The 16,989-nt window shown below is 55.0% G+C and carries 14 protein-coding genes; 9 read left to right on the top strand and 5 right to left on the bottom strand.

Translation table 11 applies throughout. From position 1 onward, the window contains the following. Positions 1-16: 16 nt before the first annotated feature. On the bottom strand, positions 17-1,471 hold the full coding sequence (gene xylB / locus ACWHWP_RS01165; protein WP_447854925.1) for a xylulokinase: 1,455 nt from the start codon (positions 1,469-1,471) through the stop codon (positions 17-19). A gap of 59 nt (positions 1,472-1,530) precedes the next feature. Then, positions 1,531-2,853, bottom strand: coding sequence for a xylose isomerase (gene xylA / locus ACWHWP_RS01160; protein WP_123138914.1), 1,323 nt, complete (start codon positions 2,851-2,853; stop codon positions 1,531-1,533). A 370-nt stretch (positions 2,854-3,223) separates the two neighbouring features. On the opposite strand from xylA, the gene xylF reads away from it, so the two are divergent. The 4 genes from xylF to xylR all read left to right on the top strand — a co-directional run bounded on the left by xylF (position 3,224) and on the right by xylR (position 8,200). Further along, a complete protein-coding gene (xylF, locus tag ACWHWP_RS01155) occupies positions 3,224-4,216 on the top strand; it encodes a D-xylose ABC transporter substrate-binding protein (protein ID WP_059311812.1) in 993 nt (330 codons plus the stop codon). Positions 4,217-4,288: 72 nt separating this feature from the next. After that, on the top strand, positions 4,289-5,830 hold the full coding sequence (locus ACWHWP_RS01150) for a xylose ABC transporter ATP-binding protein (RefSeq protein ID WP_429055579.1): 1,542 nt from the start codon (positions 4,289-4,291) through the stop codon (positions 5,828-5,830). Next, positions 5,808-6,989, top strand: coding sequence for a xylose ABC transporter permease XylH (gene xylH, locus ACWHWP_RS01145; RefSeq protein WP_025759156.1), 1,182 nt, complete (start codon positions 5,808-5,810; stop codon positions 6,987-6,989). Before ACWHWP_RS01150 ends, xylH begins: the two co-directional genes overlap by 23 nt. A 32-nt stretch (positions 6,990-7,021) precedes the next feature. Continuing rightward, a complete protein-coding gene (gene xylR, locus ACWHWP_RS01140) occupies positions 7,022-8,200 on the top strand; it encodes a D-xylose utilization transcriptional activator XylR (protein WP_063429457.1) in 1,179 nt (392 codons plus the stop codon). A gap of 39 nt (positions 8,201-8,239) precedes the next feature. Here xylR and ACWHWP_RS01135 read toward each other — a convergent pair whose 3' ends face one another. Next, complete coding sequence (locus tag ACWHWP_RS01135; RefSeq protein ID WP_047347620.1) at positions 8,240-9,064, bottom strand: protein bax; 825 nt, start codon at positions 9,062-9,064, stop codon at positions 8,240-8,242. A 314-nt stretch (positions 9,065-9,378) separates the two neighbouring features. On the opposite strand from ACWHWP_RS01135, the gene ACWHWP_RS01130 reads away from it, so the two are divergent. Next, the gene (locus ACWHWP_RS01130) at positions 9,379-11,409 is read left to right on the top strand and encodes an alpha-amylase (protein ID WP_447854924.1); all 2,031 of its coding nucleotides are present in this window, start codon (positions 9,379-9,381) and stop codon (positions 11,407-11,409) included. Between the two features lie 242 nt (positions 11,410-11,651). After that, on the top strand, positions 11,652-12,905 hold the full coding sequence (gene avtA, locus ACWHWP_RS01125; protein WP_047347618.1) for a valine--pyruvate transaminase: 1,254 nt from the start codon (positions 11,652-11,654) through the stop codon (positions 12,903-12,905). Between the two features lie 7 nt (positions 12,906-12,912). Here avtA and ACWHWP_RS01120 read toward each other — a convergent pair whose 3' ends face one another. Next, positions 12,913-13,368, bottom strand: coding sequence for a 4Fe-4S dicluster domain-containing protein (locus ACWHWP_RS01120; protein WP_447854923.1), 456 nt, complete (start codon positions 13,366-13,368; stop codon positions 12,913-12,915). A gap of 3 nt (positions 13,369-13,371) precedes the next feature. Next, the gene (gene yiaJ, locus ACWHWP_RS01115) at positions 13,372-14,190 is read right to left on the bottom strand and encodes an IclR family transcriptional regulator YiaJ (protein ID WP_021242452.1); all 819 of its coding nucleotides are present in this window, start codon (positions 14,188-14,190) and stop codon (positions 13,372-13,374) included. 224 nt (positions 14,191-14,414) lie between these two features. On the opposite strand from yiaJ, the gene yiaK reads away from it, so the two are divergent. The 3 genes from yiaK (at position 14,415) to ACWHWP_RS01100 (ending at position 16,969) form a co-directional block, all read left to right on the top strand. Then, on the top strand, positions 14,415-15,413 hold the full coding sequence (gene yiaK, locus ACWHWP_RS01110) for a 3-dehydro-L-gulonate 2-dehydrogenase (RefSeq protein ID WP_047347617.1): 999 nt from the start codon (positions 14,415-14,417) through the stop codon (positions 15,411-15,413). A 10-nt stretch (positions 15,414-15,423) separates the two neighbouring features. After that, positions 15,424-15,891, top strand: a complete 468-nt coding sequence (locus tag ACWHWP_RS01105; protein WP_059311816.1) for a YhcH/YjgK/YiaL family protein — start codon at positions 15,424-15,426, stop codon at positions 15,889-15,891. Between the two features lie 151 nt (positions 15,892-16,042). Further along, positions 16,043-16,969: a DUF4862 family protein gene (locus tag ACWHWP_RS01100; RefSeq protein WP_447854922.1), complete on the top strand. Its 927-nt coding sequence runs from the start codon at positions 16,043-16,045 to the stop codon at positions 16,967-16,969. The last annotated feature ends 20 nt before the right edge of the window (positions 16,970-16,989 follow it).

The raw sequence follows: 16,989 nt of genomic DNA, 5'->3' as shown, positions 1-16,989 counted from the left end.
TGCCGGACAAGCGTGTTTACGACATCAGCGGCAGCAGCTGCTGATAGATTTTGCGGAACACATCGCGCCTTTCCGCGTAACGCGCATGGCGTGCTGCGTCAGGCAAATGCGCCTGTTCAAGCGTAAGCTGTGGCAACAGTTGCGAAAGCGGTTTTTCCGGGTTCATGGCTATCTGCGCCAGTCGCGCTGCGCCGAGCGCGGGCCCGACATCGCCACCGGTGCGAAAATCCAGCTGTAATCCGCTGATATCCGCCAGCATCTGCCGCCAGTACGGGCTTCGCGCGCCGCCGCCAATCAGGGTGACGCTTGCCGGTTTCAGGCCGCAATCATGCACCACGTCCATCCCGTCGGCCAGCGCATACCCCACGCCTTCCAGAACCGCACGCGCCAGTTCAGCCGGGCCATGTTGATGGGTTAAGCCAAAGAACACCCCTTTCGCTTCCGGGTTGTTATGCGGCGTACGCTCGCCGGAAAGATACGGTAAAAACCAGACGGTACCCGTATCGTCATCCGCCTGCTGAGCCGCGGAAATGAGCGCCGGAACGTCGACCATGCCGGTGAGCTTTGCCGCCCAGTCCAGGCAGGACGCCGCGCTGAGCATCACCGACATCAAATGCCATTTCCCCGGAAGGGCATGGCAGAAACTGTGCACAGCGCTTTCAGGATTGCTGCGATACCCGTCGCTGACGGCAAAATAGACGCCAGACGTTCCCAGCGAAAGCATGGCCTGCCCTGCCTCAACCATACCGACACCGACAGCCCCTGCCGCGTTGTCACCGCCCCCGGCAACCACCGGTACGGCAGGCATGTTCCAGCGTTCGGCAACCGCTGGCAGCAATGTGCCCGTCACCTCACTGCCTTCAAACAGCGCGGGCATATGCTCACGGGTCAGATGGCAGGCATCCAGCATTGCCTCGCTCCAGTCACGCTTCGCCACGTCCAGCCACATCGTGCCGGCGGCATCCGACATATCACTGACAAAATCGCCCGTCATGCGAAAGCGCAGATAATCTTTTGGCAGCAAGACTTTCGCCACCTGACGGAAAATGTCCGGTTCGTGGCGCTGAACCCACAGCAATTTAGGCGCTGTAAAGCCGGGCATCATCAGGTTGCCGGTAATCTCGCGAGAAGCAGGAACACGCGCCTCAAGCAGCGCACACTCTTCTGCACAGCGGCCGTCATTCCAGAGAATAGCGGGACGCAGCACACGATACTGACTGTCCAGCAGCGTAGCGCCGTGCATTTGGCCGGCAATCCCGAGCGCTTTAACGTCACGCAGGCTGTGTTGTTCACCTAAGGCCTGTATTGCACGATCCGTCGCCTGCCACCACTGTTCCGGATCCTGTTCCGACCACAGAGGATGCGGACGTGAAACCTGCAGCTTTTCCGTCTGCGTTGCTAACACGTCGCCCTGCTCGCTTAACAGGATGGCTTTCACACCCGATGTGCCAAGATCGATCCCGATATACATTGTGGTGGCTCCTTTGACAGAAATGCCCGGTGGCGCTGCCGCTTACCGGGCCTACGTTTTTACTTGTCGAACAAATAGTGATTGACCAGATTTTCCAGCAGTTCCTGGTGGCCGCTCTGGTGCTGCGGTGCCAGCTGATGTTGTTCAGCGTACTTCGCAATTTCCGCCAGCGATAACTGACCTTTCAGGATTTGCTGGCCCAGCTCACTGTTCCAGCCGCTATAACGCTTCGCTACGCGTTTATCCAGCTCACCGTCTTCAATCATGCGCGCGGCCACTTTCAGCGCCAGCGCCATCGTGTCCATCGCGCCAATGTGGCCGTAGAACAGATCGTATTTATCGGTGCTCTGGCGACGCACTTTGGCGTCAAAGTTCAGGCCGCCGGTGGTGAAGCCGCCCGCTTTGATGATTTCGTACATCACCAGCGCATTCTCTTCCACGCTGTTCGGGAACTGGTCTGTATCCCAGCCCAGCTGCGCATCGCCACGGTTAGCATCAACGGAGCCGAAGATACCCAGCGCAATCGCAGACGCAATCTCGTGATGGAAAGAGTGGCCCGCCAGAGTGGCATGGTTGGCTTCAATGTTAACTTTAATCTCTTTTTCCAGGCCGAACTGCTTCAGGAAGCCATACACCGTCGCCACGTCGTAATCATACTGGTGCTTCGTCGGTTCCTGCGGTTTCGGCTCGATCAGCAGCGTGCCGCGGAAACCGATTTTGTGCTTATGGTCGACAACCATCTGCATAAAGCGGCCAATCTGCTCGCGCTCCTGACGCAGGTCGGTATTCAGCAGGGTTTCATAGCCTTCGCGGCCGCCCCACAGGACATAGTTTTCGCCGCCCAGCTGATGCGTGGCGTTCATTGCCGTCACCACCTGCGTGGCCGCCCAGCTAAACACTTCCGGATCCGGGTTGGTTGCCGCTCCCGCGCCGTAGCGAGGGTTCGTGAAGCAGTTTGCCGTACCCCACAGCAGCTTCACGCCGCTCTGCTGCTGTTTCGCCGCCAGCACATCCACCATCTGCGCGAAATTGTTCAGGTACTCTTTCAGCGACGCGCCTTCTGGCGACACGTCAACGTCATGGAAGCAGTAGTACGGCACGTTCAGCTTGTGGAAGAACTCAAACGCGACATCGGCTTTACGTTTCGCCAGCTCGATGGCCTCACCCGGCTGTTGCCACGGACGGTCAAAGGAACCCACGCCGAACATATCGGCGCCGTTCCAGCAGAAGGTATGCCAGTAACAGGCGGCAAAGCGCAAATGATCTTCCATGCGCTTACCCAGCACCAGCTCATCCGGGTTGTAGTGACGAAATGCTAAAGGATTGGTCGTTTTTGGACCTTCGTAACGAACGCGATCGAGTTGGTCGAAATAAGCTTGCATATTGAGCTCCATAATCAGGGTATGCGGCGAGTCGTTGATACAGGAGTAATAGTGAATAGACATTTTGGGTTGCTCAATTACGTTATTTCACACTGCTATTGAGAGAATGCGCAACTGTGCGCTGGCTCGCAAAATAATGCGCAGACAAACTATTTTTCGGTGCACATTCCAGAATCAAATGTAATTAAGACGTTACGTATTTTAAAATCCGATCGCGGTCATAAATTCAGAAATAAACCAAATATCATAATGGGAAGATAAAAATCTGTAATTGCCAGCCCGCCTTTCCGCGTTAAAAATTTGCTGCGTCTCAGCAGTGAATGTTTCTTTTATCTCAGCAACACATACCCCTACAAAAGGCCTAATAATTATGAAGATAAAGAATCTGACCCTAACGCTCTGTACTACGCTCCTCCTTGCCAGTTTTGCCGGTCATGCCAAAGAGGTCAAAATTGGCATGGCGATTGACGACCTTCGCCTGGAGCGCTGGCAAAAAGATCGCGATATTTTTGTTAAAAAAGCAGAATCACTTGGCGCAAGCGTGTTTGTTCAGTCGGCTAACGGCAACGAAGAAACACAAATGTCGCAAATTGAGAATATGATCAACCGCGGCGTTGATGTCCTGGTCATTATCCCCTATAACGGCCAGGTATTAAGTAACGTGGTGAAAGAAGCCAAACAAGAAGGCATAAAAGTTCTGGCCTATGACCGCATGATTAATAATGCGGATATTGATTATTATATTTCGTTCGACAATGAAAAAGTCGGGGAATTACAGGCGCAAAGCCTGATCGACAAAGTGCCTCAGGGCAATTATTTCCTGATGGGCGGTTCGCCGGTGGATAACAACGCGAAGCTGTTCCGCGAAGGGCAAATGAAAGTCCTTAAGCCGTACATCGACGACGGAAAAATTAAAGTGGTTGGCGATCAGTGGGCCGATGGTTGGCTGCCAGAAAACGCGCTGAAGATTATGGAAAACGCGCTGACGGCCAACAATAACAAAATTGATGCGGTCGTGGCCTCCAACGATGCCACCGCTGGCGGTGCGATTCAGGCTCTGAGCGCCCAGGGGCTGGCCGGGAAAGTCGCCATCTCAGGGCAGGACGCCGATCTGGCCGGGGTAAAACGCATCATTGCAGGCACCCAAACCATGACGGTCTACAAACCGATTACCCAGCTTGCCAATACGGCGGCGGAAATCGCCGTGGATCTGGGCAATGGTAAGCAACCTAAAGCAGACGCAACGCTGAATAACGGGCTTAAAGACGTCCCGGCTCGTCTGCTTACGCCAATTGAAGTCAATAAAGAGAACATTGACGCCACCGTCATCAAAGATGGTTTCCACAAGAAGAGCGAACTGTAATCCAGCGCGGCCCCTGCACTGCGGGGGCGCATCACGTTGTACTGTTCTTCCCTCGGGTTATGTGGAGCAGTTATGCCTTATTTACTTGAAATGAAAAGCATCACCAAGCGCTTTGGCACGGTGAAAGCCGTCGACAACGTCAGTCTCCGGCTGAACCCCGGCGAAGTGGTTTCGCTGTGTGGCGAGAACGGTTCGGGCAAGTCAACGCTGATGAAAGTGCTGTGCGGGATCTACCCACACGGCAGCTACGAAGGCGAAATCGTCTTTGCCGGTGAAGTTATCCAGGCGACACACATTCGCGATACCGAACGCAAAGGCATCGCCATCATTCACCAGGAGCTGGCGCTGGTGAAGCACCTCACCGTGCTGGAAAATATCTTCCTTGGGGCCGAAATTTCCCGCCACGGCGTGCTGGATTACGACACCATGACGCTCCGCTGTGAAAAGCTGCTGGCGCAGGTGAGCCTCAACATTTCACCGGATACCCGCGTGGGGGATCTGGGCCTCGGGCAACAGCAGCTGGTCGAAATAGCGAAAGCGCTTAATAAACAGGTCAGGCTGCTGATCCTTGACGAGCCAACGGCCTCGCTCACCGAACAGGAGACCGCGGTTCTCCTCAATATCATCCGCGATCTGCAAAACCACGGCATCGCCTGCATCTACATTTCGCACAAGCTGAACGAGGTTAAAGCCATTTCGGACACCATTTGCGTGATCCGCGACGGGCAACACATCGGCACGCGTGAAGCCGCAGGCATGAGTGAAGATGACATCATCACCATGATGGTGGGCCGCGAGCTGACGGCGCTTTACCCGAATGAGCCCCACGAAACGGGTGATGAAGTATTACGCGTGGAAAACCTGACGGCGTGGCACCCCGTTAACCGCCACATCAAGCGCGTCAATAACGTCTCGTTTTCTCTTCACAGCGGCGAAATCCTCGGCATTGCTGGACTCGTCGGCGCCGGGCGTACCGAAGCCGTACAGTGCCTGTTTGGCGTGTGGCCGGGGCGCTGGGAGGGCACGATTTATATCGACGGCCAGCCGGTGAAAATCGACAGCTGCCAGCAGGCAATAGCCCGCGGCATTGCCATGGTGCCGGAAGATCGTAAAAAAGACGGCATCGTGCCGGTCATGGCGGTAGGTAAAAACATTACGCTTGCGGCACTCGATCGGTTCTCCGGCGCGCTGAGCAGCCTGGACGATGCCGCAGAGCAGCAGTGCATTCTTCAGTCGCTTGCCAGACTGAAGGTAAAAACATCCTCACCGGAACTGGCCATTGGCCGTCTGAGCGGCGGCAACCAGCAGAAGGCGATTCTGGCGCGCTGCCTGCTTCTTAATCCACGCATATTAATCCTTGATGAGCCAACGCGCGGGATCGATATCGGTGCCAAATATGAAATCTACAAACTGATTAATCAGCTTGTACAGCAAGGGATTGCCGTCATTGTCATCTCGTCTGAGTTACCCGAAGTGCTCGGCCTGAGCGACCGCGTGCTGGTCATGCACGAGGGAAAACTCAAAGCCAACCTGATTAACCAGAACCTGACGCAGGAGCAGGTGATGGAAGCCGCTTTAAGGAGCGAACGTCATGTCGAAAAGCAATCCGTCTGATATCAAAGTCGCTGTTCCGACGCCCGGTGCGTTCGCGGGGTTAAAAGCGCTGAACCTGCAGGTTTTCGTGATGATCGCCGCAATTATCGTCATCATGCTGTTCTTTACCTGGATGACCGATGGCTCTTACCTAAGCGCGCGTAACGTCTCTAACCTGCTCCGCCAGACTGCTATCACCGGCATTCTGGCCGTGGGCATGGTGTTCGTGATTATCTCTGCGGAAATCGACCTGTCGGTCGGTTCGATGATGGGGCTACTCGGCGGCGTGGCGGCCATTTTTGACGTCTGGCTCGGCTGGCCGCTGCCGCTGACCGTGGCAGTCACGCTGGTTTTGGGGTTGGTCCTGGGAGCCTGGAACGGCTGGTGGGTCGCCTACCGTAAAGTGCCGTCGTTCATTGTCACCCTGGCGGGGATGCTGGCCTTCCGTGGGATCTTAATCGGCATCACCAACGGTACCACCGTCTCCCCCACCAGCGCGGCCATGTCGCAGATTGGTCAGAGTTACCTCTCAGATAGCATAGGCTTTACGATCGGTGTGATTGGGTTGCTGGCGTTTGTCGCGTGGCAGTGGCGTGGACGTATGCGCCGTCAGGCGCTGGGGCTGGCTTCTCCGGCATCAACGTCGGTAGTGGGGCGTCAGGCGCTCACGGCAGTCATTGTGCTGGGCGCAATCTGGCTTCTTAACGACTATCGCGGTGTCCCGACACCCGTGCTGCTGCTGGCGCTTCTGCTGCTGGGCGGCATGTTTATGGCCACGCGCACCGCGTTTGGCCGCCGTATTTATGCGATTGGCGGCAACCTTGAGGCTGCCCGTCTGTCGGGTATCAACGTCGAACGCACCAAACTCGCGGTCTTTGCTATTAACGGCCTGATGGTCGCCATCGCCGGGTTGATCCTCAGTTCGCGTCTGGGGGCCGGCTCTCCCTCCGCCGGTAACATTGCCGAGCTGGATGCTATCGCCGCCTGCGTGATTGGCGGCACCAGCCTTGCAGGAGGTATCGGCAGCGTGGCGGGAGCGGTCATGGGGGCGTTTATTATGGCTTCGCTGGATAACGGGATGAGTATGATGGACGTCCCGACGTTTTGGCAGTATATCGTCAAGGGGGCCATTCTTTTACTGGCAGTCTGGATGGACTCGGCAACCAAGCGACGGGCCTGATAACGGTATTGTGATTAATTGGGAAGTGAGCCATGTTTGAAAAGCGTCACCGCATTACGTTGTTATTCAATGCCAATAAAGCCTACGACCGTCAGGTGGTGGAGGGCGTTGGTGAATATTTGCAGGCGTCGCAATCCGAGTGGGATATCTTTATTGAAGAAGATTTCCGCACCCGTCTGGAGAACATCAAAGACTGGCTGGGCGATGGCGTCATCGCCGACTATGACGATCCCGTCATTGAGCAACTGCTGACCGACGTCGATGTGCCGATAGTGGGCGTCGGCGGCTCCTACCATTCGCCCGAAAACTACCCGCCGGTCCACTATATAGCCACCGATAACCATGCCCTGGTCGAGGCCGCCTTTCTCCATTTAAAAGAGAAAGGCGTTCATCGCTTCGCGTTTTATGGCCTACCCGCCACCAGCGGCAAGCGCTGGGCCGTGGAGCGCGAACACGCGTTTTGCCAGCTGGTCGCCCAGGAGAAGTATCGCGGCGTGGTCTATCAGGGGCTGGAAACCGCGCCGGAAAACTGGCAGCACGCGCAAAACCGCCTGGCGGATTGGCTGCAAACGCTGCCGCCGCAAACCGGAATTATCGCCGTGACGGATGCCCGAGCGCGTCACGTGCTGCAGGTCTGCGAACATTTACACATCCCGGTGCCTGAAAAACTGTGCGTTATTGGCATTGATAATGAAGAACTGACCCGCTATCTGTCTCGCGTGGCGCTCTCCTCCGTTGCACAAGGAACGCGTCAGATGGGCTACCAGGCCGCGAAGCTGCTGCATCGTCTGCTGGATAACGAATCCTTGTCGCTTCAGCGCCTGCTCGTGCCCCCTGTCCGCGTCGTGGAACGTCGCTCAACCGACTATCGCTCCTTAAGCGACCCTGCCGTTATTCAGGCCATGCACTATATTCGCAACCACGCCTGCAAAGGGATTAAGGTCGATCAGGTTCTGGATTCGGTAGGCATTTCGCGTTCGAATCTGGAGAAGCGGTTCAAAGAAGAAGTGGGCGAGACCATTCATGCCGTCATCCACGCTGAGAAGCTGGAAAAAGCCCGTAGCCTGCTCATTTCCACGTCACTGTCGATCAACGAAATCTCGCAGATGTGCGGTTACCCGTCCCTGCAATATTTCTATTCGGTGTTTCGCAAAGAGTATGACACCACGCCAAAAGAGTATCGGGATCGCCACAGCGAGGTGCTGATATAGAAAAGAAAACGCCTTCCAGAGGAAGGCGTTTTTTTGAGATTACATGTGGGCGGCAATTAAGCGCTGGTTATCCTGGTACATGGCGAACAGATAGTTGTTATAGCTCTGTCCCTTCGTCGAATAACCTTTCAGCTTGTGGATCATCGTGCTGGCCGTCACTTCCTGATCCGCTTTACGCAACTGCGCGCGTGATTTACGGAATGAGGAGTAGGCCGGGTGCGTGTTCAGGTTCACCACGTAGGCACTCACGGAATCTTTCACGGATTCAAACTGAGAATAGCCTTTCACCTTGCCAGGCGCATTATTACAACGACCTTTCCCACACTTCATACCGAAAAGGTTGTTGTTGCTGCGCGCCAGCTTTGAAGTACCCCAGCCGCTTTCGGCAGCAGCCATGGTCGCAACCATGCTACCCGGGATGATATCTACACGCTCAAGGAGAGAATTCCACGGCACACGACGCGTGTTACCGTTCCAGCTCAGCTTGTAGCGCTTCGTGATATCTTTCAGACGCGCGCGTTCTGACGGCGACCAGCGGCTATCGTACTGTTTGGAAATTAGCCAGTTACGATCCGCAGTAATCGCGGCATTTTGACTCGTGATGTAAGGCATTACCGTCCGGAGAAACGCTTTTTTCCTTGGTGTTCCGGAAGGGTATTTTCGCAAATCAGGAAGTGAACTACTCTTTGCACTATTGCGAGAATACTCTTGTTTACTGCTAACCTTACTACTTGTCGTCTTTATTACGTGGGCTTTCTTACTCGTTGTATCCGTGTGCGTCTTCGCAAGCACCTCACCCGAAAATGCCGTGGTGAGTAACATGAGTATCGCAGCCCCATATCGTCGAATGGGAGTCGATATCATTAGGTCTCCTGGTCGGATGTAATCATCCCAACACCTTATTTTTTTCACAAATTTGAGAGCGGAATCTCAAATCATAGCAAAAATAGACTTCAAGAGCACGTATAGAAATAGTCCAATTCCGAAACTATGTCATCTAAAACTTGCTCACAAAAACACCATTTCCGAAAAAATGTGTGCGGTATCGCAGTTAACAGCTTAATTTTGCGCGAGATCACTCATCCTCACGCATCATCCTGGCAGAAAGCGATGGGGGATGAGTTTTTACCCTTCGCCTGATGGCAAACTGGTTAAAAATGCCGCGACAGGAAAATGGAATGAAACGCACCGCAATAGCCTTTCTGATGTTACCCGCACTGGCACATGCAGACTGGTCATCACCAGGATTTACTGCATTCAGCCCCGAAGGCACGGGGATTTTCACCAGCCAGGCAAAGCTTGCGAAGGGTACGCGTCCTTTGACCGTGAGTTTTGACAACACGTGCTGGCAGCCCTCAGAAGCGATAAAACTCAATGAGATGCTGTCGCTCAAACCCTGTGACGCCACGCCACCGCAGTGGCGCCTTTTCCGCGACGGTGAATACCAGATGCGGATTGATACCCGCTCCGGCACGCCCACCCTGCTGCTGACCATCCAGAGCGCCGCAGAACAGCCGGTAGCAAACGTTATCCGCCAGTGCCCGAAGTGGGACGGTAAACCGCTGGCGCTGGACGTCAGTCATACCTTCCCGGAAGGCTCCGCGGTGCGCGACTACTACAGTAAACAGACGGCGACGGTGCAGAATGGAAAAATCACCCTGCAGCCAGCCGCCAACAGTAACGGCCTGCTGCTGCTTGAGCGCGCCGAAACCGACAAACCTGCGCCGTTTAGCTGGCAAAACGCCACCGTCTATTTCGTGCTGACCGACCGTTATGTCAATGGCGATCCTGGCAACGACAACAGCTATGGCCGTCATAAAGACGGTATGCAGGAGATCGGCACATTCCACGGTGGCGATCTTAAGGGACTTGCCGGCAAGCTCGATTATTTACAGCAGCTGGGCGTGAACGCCCTCTGGATAAGCTCTCCGCTTGAGCAGATCCACGGCTGGGTTGGTGGTGGAACCAAAGGGGATTTCCCGCACTACGCCTATCACGGCTATTACACTCAGGACTGGACGACGCTCGACGCCAATATGGGGACCGAAGAGGATTTACGCCATCTTGTTGACGAAGCGCATAAACGCGGCATCCGCATCCTGTTTGACATCGTGATGAACCACACGGGCTACGCAACGCTTGCGGACATGCAGGAGTATCAGTTTGGCGCCTTGTACCTGCAGGGCGATGAGCTCAAAAAAACGCTGGGAGAACGCTGGACGGACTGGAAGCCGGGCGCAGGCCAAAGCTGGCACAGCTTTAACGACTACATTAACTTTAGCGACAAAGCCGCATGGGAAAAATGGTGGGGTAAAAAGTGGATCCGCACCGACATTGGCGATTACGACAACCCGGGCTTCGATGATTTAACCATGTCGCTGGCATTCTTACCCGATCTCAAAACGGAATCCACCGCGCCTTCCGGGTTACCTAACTTCTATCATCACAAGTCCGATTCCCATGCGAAAGTTATTCCGGGATATACCCCGCGCGATTACCTGACCCACTGGCTCAGCCAGTGGGTACGTGACTACGGCATCGACGGTTTCCGGGTAGATACCGCGAAGCACGTTGAGCTTGCGGCATGGCAGCAGTTAAAAGACCAGGCAAGCCAGGCGCTCGCCGCCTGGAAAGGTGCGAACCCGGACAAAAAGCTCGATAACGCGCCATTCTGGATGACCGGCGAATCCTGGGGCCACGGGGTCATGCAGAGCGATTATTACCGCCACGGTTTTGATGCGATGATCAACTTTGACTATCAGGAGCAGGCGGCAAAAGCGGTCAATTGCCTGGCCGATATCGACCTCACGTGGCAGCAGATGGCGGAAAAGCTGCAAAGCTTCAACGTCCTGAGCTACCTCTCTTCGCATGACACGCGCCTGTTCCGCGAAGGCGGCCAGCGCGCGGCCGAGCTGCTTCTGTTAGCGCCGGGTAGCGTACAAATCTATTACGGGGATGAATCTGAACGCCCGTTCGGCCCGACGGGGTCCGACCCGCTGCAGGGCACCCGCTCGGATATGAACTGGCAGGACGTGACGGGCAAACAGGCCTTAACTGTCGCCCACTGGCAGACGCTGGGTCAGTTCCGCGCCCGACATCCCGCGATAGGTGAAGGCAAACAAACTACGCTGTCGCTGAAAGAGGGGTATGGCTTCGTGCGCGAGCACAATGGCGATAAGGTGATGGTGGTATGGGCAGGTAATCAATAGACCACACCCCTCACCCCGGCCCTCTCCCCAAAGGGGCGAGGGAGAGAAGACGGCTCCGTGCTGTCCCTCTCCCCTGTGGGGAGAGGGTTAGGGTGAGGGGAAAATACACCAGAACAATTCACTGAATAAACCCTTTCCCACCCTATAAAACGACAAATCCGACCACACCACCCGATTTGCACCAACACGGTGCTAGCGTTATGGTTACCCACTTTCAAAATAAGCTCGACAGATCACCTGCTATGACGTTTTCACTTTTCGGCGACAAATTTACCCGCCATTCAGGCATTACTCGCCTGATGGAGGACCTCAACGACGGGCTGCGCACACCGGGCGCAATCATGCTCGGCGGCGGAAACCCGGCTCAAATCCCGGAGATGAATACCTATTTCCAGACCCTGCTCGCTCAGATGCTGGAAAGCGGCAAAGCAACCGATGCGCTTTGCAACTACGACGGCCCGCAGGGTAAAACCGAACTGCTGGCACTCCTCGCCGAAATGCTGCGTAAAGAGCTGGGCTGGGATATCGAACCACAGAATATTGCACTGACAAACGGCAGCCAGAGCGCGTTTTTCTACTTGTTTAATCTGTTCGCTGGACGTCGCGCCGACGGCACCACCAAAAAAGTGCTGTTCCCGCTGGCCCCGGAGTATATCGGCTATGCCGATTCCGGCCTGGAAGAGGATCTGTTCGTCTCCGCGCGCCCGAATATTGAGCTGCTGCCGGAAGGGCAGTTCAAATATCACGTCGATTTTGAACACCTGCATATTGGTGAAGAGACGGGTATGATCTGCGTATCACGACCGACGAACCCAACGGGCAACGTGATCACCGACGACGAGCTAATGAAGCTGGATGCGCTGGCGAATCAGCACGGCATTCCGCTGGTGATCGATAACGCCTACGGCGTGCCGTTCCCGGGCATTATCTTCAGCGAAGCACGCCCGCTGTGGAACCCGAACATTGTCCTGTGCATGAGCCTCTCTAAGCTGGGTCTGCCGGGCAGCCGCTGCGGCATCATCATCGCCAATGAGAAAATCATCACCGCCATTACCAATATGAACGGCATTATCAGCCTTTCACCGGGCGGCATTGGCCCGGCGATGATGTGCGAAATGATCAAACGCAACGACCTGCTGCGTCTGTCGAATGACGTGATTAAACCTTTCTATTACCAGCGCGTTCAGGAGACGATTGCGACACTTCGCCGCTACTTACCGGAAGAACGCTGCCTGATCCACAAACCTGAAGGGGCGATTTTCCTGTGGCTGTGGTTTAAGGATTTGCCTATCACCACCGAACTGCTCTACCAGCGCCTGAAAAAGCGCGGCGTGCTGATGGTGCCGGGCGACTACTTCTTCCCGGGTCTGGATAAGCCGTGGCCGCATACACACCAGTGCATGCGCATGAACTACGTGCCCGATCCGGAAAAAATCGAAGCGGGCGTCAAAATTCTGGCTGAAGAAATCGAGAAAGCCTGGCGCGAAGACGGTTAGTAAAGCCTTACGCCAGATGTCGTTGCCGCTCGGCGCGTAGTCTGGCGGGGTCAACACAGCGCAACGCGTGGGTTGGGCAGGCTTCCACACAGGCCGGTCCGCCTTCGCGATGCATGCACAAATCACATTTCAGCGCGTGCGCCCTGTTTCCCTCCAGCCGAACCTGCATTGCCCCAAACGGACACGCCACCATACAGCTTTTGCACCCAATACAGCGCGCCTGCTCAACGAGCCAGGCGCCTGCCGTGCGGCGAATGGCATGGGTTGGGCAAACGTTGGCACACGGCGCATCCTCGCACTGATGGCAACCCACTGCCGTCGTGTATGAACTTCCCTTAACCACCCGAAGGCGGGGCGTAAAGGCATTTGCGGAGACGGCATCCTGATGCGACACCGCACAGGCCACTTCACAGGTGCGGCACCCTATGCATTTTTCCGCCTCCGCCATGATAAATCGGTTCATGTGTTACGCCTCGCGCACGTTAAAACCCAGCTCTTTTGAGATAGCCTCTGCCGTTTCGCGCAGCGGCTTGAGTAAGTTTTTCTCACCCACCTGCTTCATGCGCGACGTTGATAGCGATATAGAGATCGCATACGGCACGCGGCCGTGGATATCAAAGACCGGCACGGCAATGCAGGAGACGCCCAGCTCGTTCTCTTCTTTGTCCATCGCCATGCTGCGATCGCGAATTTCCGCCAGCTCATCGTACATGGCGCTCAGCTCAGTGATGGTGTTGCGCGTCAAAGGTTGGATCTGTTCCTGATGGCTTTCCCAGTAGCTCGCCACATAATCTTGATGACCAAACGCCATGTAGATTTTGCCCATCGCAGAGCAGTAGAGCGGCATATGCTGACCGATATAGGCACGCGTGCGCAGCATACCGGTTGTCGGTTCAAGCTTATAAATCAGGATGGCGTGGTCGTCTTCCCGGCTGGAAAAGTTCACCGTTTCGCCAGTGGCAATATTCAGCGCTTCAAGGTGCGGTGCCGCCACGTGGATGATATTGAGCGACGACAGCGCCTTTTGCCCGACGGCGATAAATTTGGTGGTCAGGCGATAGCTACCCGCCGCGGGTGCCGGCGTAACGTACCCGCACGACTGCAATCCCTGCAACAGCCGGTGCACGGTGCTCTTATTCAGCCCCGCCAGTTCCGATAAATGCGCAAGCGGACACCCGTTCGGATAGTTACTGAGGATCTCAATCAGCATCAGGCCGCGAAACAAGCTCTGGCTACCTGCTGGCCTCTCTTTTTCTTGCGTCATTTCGCTCTCTTTCATGCTCATTAAATGGCTCCTTTTTATCGCGCCCTGATGGTAGCGCAAAGTGTGGTTCAGTTCACGATCTCAACAGAAAAAACACAACCGTTTGATTTTAATCGATTTTGAAAAACATGAATGTCGTTGATCTGGCAAAATTTGATCGCTATATTTGAAATCAGATTTCGCATAGTGAAATTTAGCGATAAAAAAGCACTCGCACTTGCCCTTAAAAGAACAGGAGAACAGGGATGAAAGTGACCTTCGAAGAGTTGAAAGCGGCGTTCAATCGGGTTCTGCTCGATCGCGGCGTCAACGCGGATACCGCAGATGCCTGCGCGGAAATGTTTGCCCGCACCACGGAATCCGGCGTCTATTCACATGGCGTCAACCGCTTCCCGCGCTTTATTCAGCAGCTTGATGCCGGCGATATCATTCCTGACGCCCAGCCCAAACGGGTGACGACATTAGGGGCTATCGAACAGTGGGACGCCCAGCGATCCATTGGCAACCTGACGGCGAAAAAGATGATGGATCGCGCCACCGAGCTGGCCTCCGATCACGGCATTGGTCTGGTGGCACTGCGTAACGCTAACCACTGGATGCGCGGCGGCAGCTACGGCTGGCAGGCGGCGGAGAAGGGCTACATCGGCATTTGCTGGACCAACTCCATTGCCGTCATGCCCGCGTGGGGATCAAAAGAGTGCTGCATCGGCACCAACCCGCTGATCGTCGCCATTCCCACCAGCCCGATCACCATGGTCGATATGTCGATGTCGATGTTCTCCTACGGCATGCTGGAAGTGAATCGCCTGGCCGGGCGCGAGCTGCCGGTAGACGGCGGCTTTGACGACGAAGGCAATCTCACCAGAGAGCCCGGCGTGATTGAGAAAAACCGCCGGATTCTGCCAATGGGTTACTGGAAAGGTTCAGGTTTATCCATCGTGCTCGACATGATCGCCACCCTGCTTTCCAACGGCGCTTCCGTCGCGGAAGTCACGCAGGACAACAGTGACGAATACGGCGTATCTCAGATCTTTATCGCCATCGAGGTCGATCGCCTGATCGACGCCCCGACCCGCGATGCCAAACTGCAGCGCATCATGGACTTCATCACCACCGCCGAACGCGCTGATGACAATGTCGCCGTTCGTCTGCCGGGGCATGAGTTCACCCGTTTGCTTGAAGAGAACCGCCGCAACGGCATCACGGTTGATGACAGCGTGTGGGCGAAAATCCAGTCTCTGTAAGGAGTAGGCCATGATATTCGGACATATTTCACAGCCAAATCCGTGTCGCCTGCCGCGGGCGATTGAAAAAGCGTTAGATTTTCTGCGTACCACGGATTTCAGCATGCTCAAGCCGGGTGTCGTTGAAATTGAGGGACGCAACATCTTTGCCCAGGTGCTGGATCTCACCACCCGGGAACAGCACGAGAATCGCCCGGAAGTGCATCGCCGTTATCTGGATATACAGTTTCTGGCCTGGGGTGAAGAAAAAATCGGTATCGCCATTGATACCGGCAATAACGAAATCAGCGAATCATTACTGGAACAGCGGGATATTATTTTTTATCACGACAGCGAACGCGAATCGTTTATCGAAATGATACCCGGCAGTTATGCCATATTTTTCCCGCAGGATGTACACCGTCCTGCCTGTATTAAAAACAAGGAAACCACAATTCGTAAAATTGTGGTGAAAGTGGCAATCAGCGAATTAGATTAATTTTCTGATATACCCTAAATAATTCAAGTTGCAGGAAGGCGGCAAGAGAGTGAATCTCCAGGAGCTTACATAAGTAAGTGACTGGGGTGAACGAGCGCAGCCAACGCACATGCAACTTGAAGTATGACGGGTATAAATACAGGAACGCGAAATGACCAATACCGGTTTTATTATTGGTGCGTACCCCTGCGCACCCTCGTTTCACCAGAAAGGGGAACAAGAAGAACAAACCTTCTGGCGGGAACTTTCTGACACGCCACACATTCGCGGGCTGGAACAACCCTGCCTTGAACATCTCCATCCTTATGGTGATGAATGGCTGTTCCGCCATACGCCGGGTGAATGGCAAATCGTGGTAACCGCCGTGATGGAAACCATGCGCCGCCGCGGCACAAACGGTGCGTTTGGCCTGGCCTCCGCCGATGAAGATCAGCGTAAAGCCAGCGTCGAATTTTACCGCCATCTGCATCAGAAGATTGCTGCCGTTAACGCCCGTTTTCCCGGGAAAGTCATTGCCCTGGAGATGCAGGCCGCGCCGCAGGCGGACAATGCTTCAGTTGAGCAGGCTACCGAGGCGTTCGCCCGTTCCATCCGTGAAATCGCGGGCTGGGACTGGTCCTGCGATCTGGTGCTGGAACACTGCGACGCCATGACGGGATCCGCGCCGCGTAAGGGATTTTTACCCCTGGAGCAGGTGCTGGAGGTGGTGAAAGGAACGGATATCAGCGTCTGCATCAACTGGGCGCGCTCGGCCATTGAAGGGCGTAATACCACCCTCCCGCTTGAACATGTTCAGGCCGCGCTCAACGCCGGAAAGCTGGGGGCCTTGATGTTTTCGGGTACGACCACCAGCGGCGAATACGGAGAATGGCAGGATCTGCACGCGCCGTTTTCTTCGTTCTGCACTGACAGTTTGATGTCCACTGAACATGCAAAATCACTCTTTACTGCGGCGAGCGCCGCAACATTGAAATTCTCCGGTATTAAGTTACTGGAAATAAATGCTAATGCTGACGTCAGCCACCGCATCGCTATTTTGCGCGACGGCATTAGCGCCATGAAAAAAGCAACACAATAACAATAAAAAAACCTTATTCC

Source organism: Enterobacter sp. WI-ESBL-E8, from assembly GCF_053364895.1.
This window is presented reverse-complemented; position numbering and strand designations above follow the sequence as displayed.

What these genes read in the sequence shown, in the direction of transcription:
- xylB (WP_447854925.1), bottom strand. Translation starts at nt 1,471, where the DNA reads ATGTATATCGGGATCGATCTTGGCACATCGGGTGTGAAAGCCATCCTG.
- xylA (WP_123138914.1), bottom strand. Translation starts at nt 2,853, where the DNA reads ATGCAAGCTTATTTCGACCAACTCGATCGCGTTCGTTACGAAGGTCCA.
- xylF (WP_059311812.1), top strand. Translation starts at nt 3,224, where the DNA reads ATGAAGATAAAGAATCTGACCCTAACGCTCTGTACTACGCTCCTCCTT.
- ACWHWP_RS01150 (WP_429055579.1), top strand. Translation starts at nt 4,289, where the DNA reads ATGCCTTATTTACTTGAAATGAAAAGCATCACCAAGCGCTTTGGCACG.
- xylH (WP_025759156.1), top strand. Translation starts at nt 5,808, where the DNA reads ATGTCGAAAAGCAATCCGTCTGATATCAAAGTCGCTGTTCCGACGCCC.
- xylR (WP_063429457.1), top strand. Translation starts at nt 7,022, where the DNA reads ATGTTTGAAAAGCGTCACCGCATTACGTTGTTATTCAATGCCAATAAA.
- ACWHWP_RS01135 (WP_047347620.1), bottom strand. Translation starts at nt 9,064, where the DNA reads ATGATATCGACTCCCATTCGACGATATGGGGCTGCGATACTCATGTTA.
- ACWHWP_RS01130 (WP_447854924.1), top strand. Translation starts at nt 9,379, where the DNA reads ATGAAACGCACCGCAATAGCCTTTCTGATGTTACCCGCACTGGCACAT.
- avtA (WP_047347618.1), top strand. Translation starts at nt 11,652, where the DNA reads ATGACGTTTTCACTTTTCGGCGACAAATTTACCCGCCATTCAGGCATT.
- ACWHWP_RS01120 (WP_447854923.1), bottom strand. Translation starts at nt 13,368, where the DNA reads ATGAACCGATTTATCATGGCGGAGGCGGAAAAATGCATAGGGTGCCGC.
- yiaJ (WP_021242452.1), bottom strand. Translation starts at nt 14,190, where the DNA reads ATGAGCATGAAAGAGAGCGAAATGACGCAAGAAAAAGAGAGGCCAGCA.
- yiaK (WP_047347617.1), top strand. Translation starts at nt 14,415, where the DNA reads ATGAAAGTGACCTTCGAAGAGTTGAAAGCGGCGTTCAATCGGGTTCTG.
- ACWHWP_RS01105 (WP_059311816.1), top strand. Translation starts at nt 15,424, where the DNA reads ATGATATTCGGACATATTTCACAGCCAAATCCGTGTCGCCTGCCGCGG.
- ACWHWP_RS01100 (WP_447854922.1), top strand. Translation starts at nt 16,043, where the DNA reads ATGACCAATACCGGTTTTATTATTGGTGCGTACCCCTGCGCACCCTCG.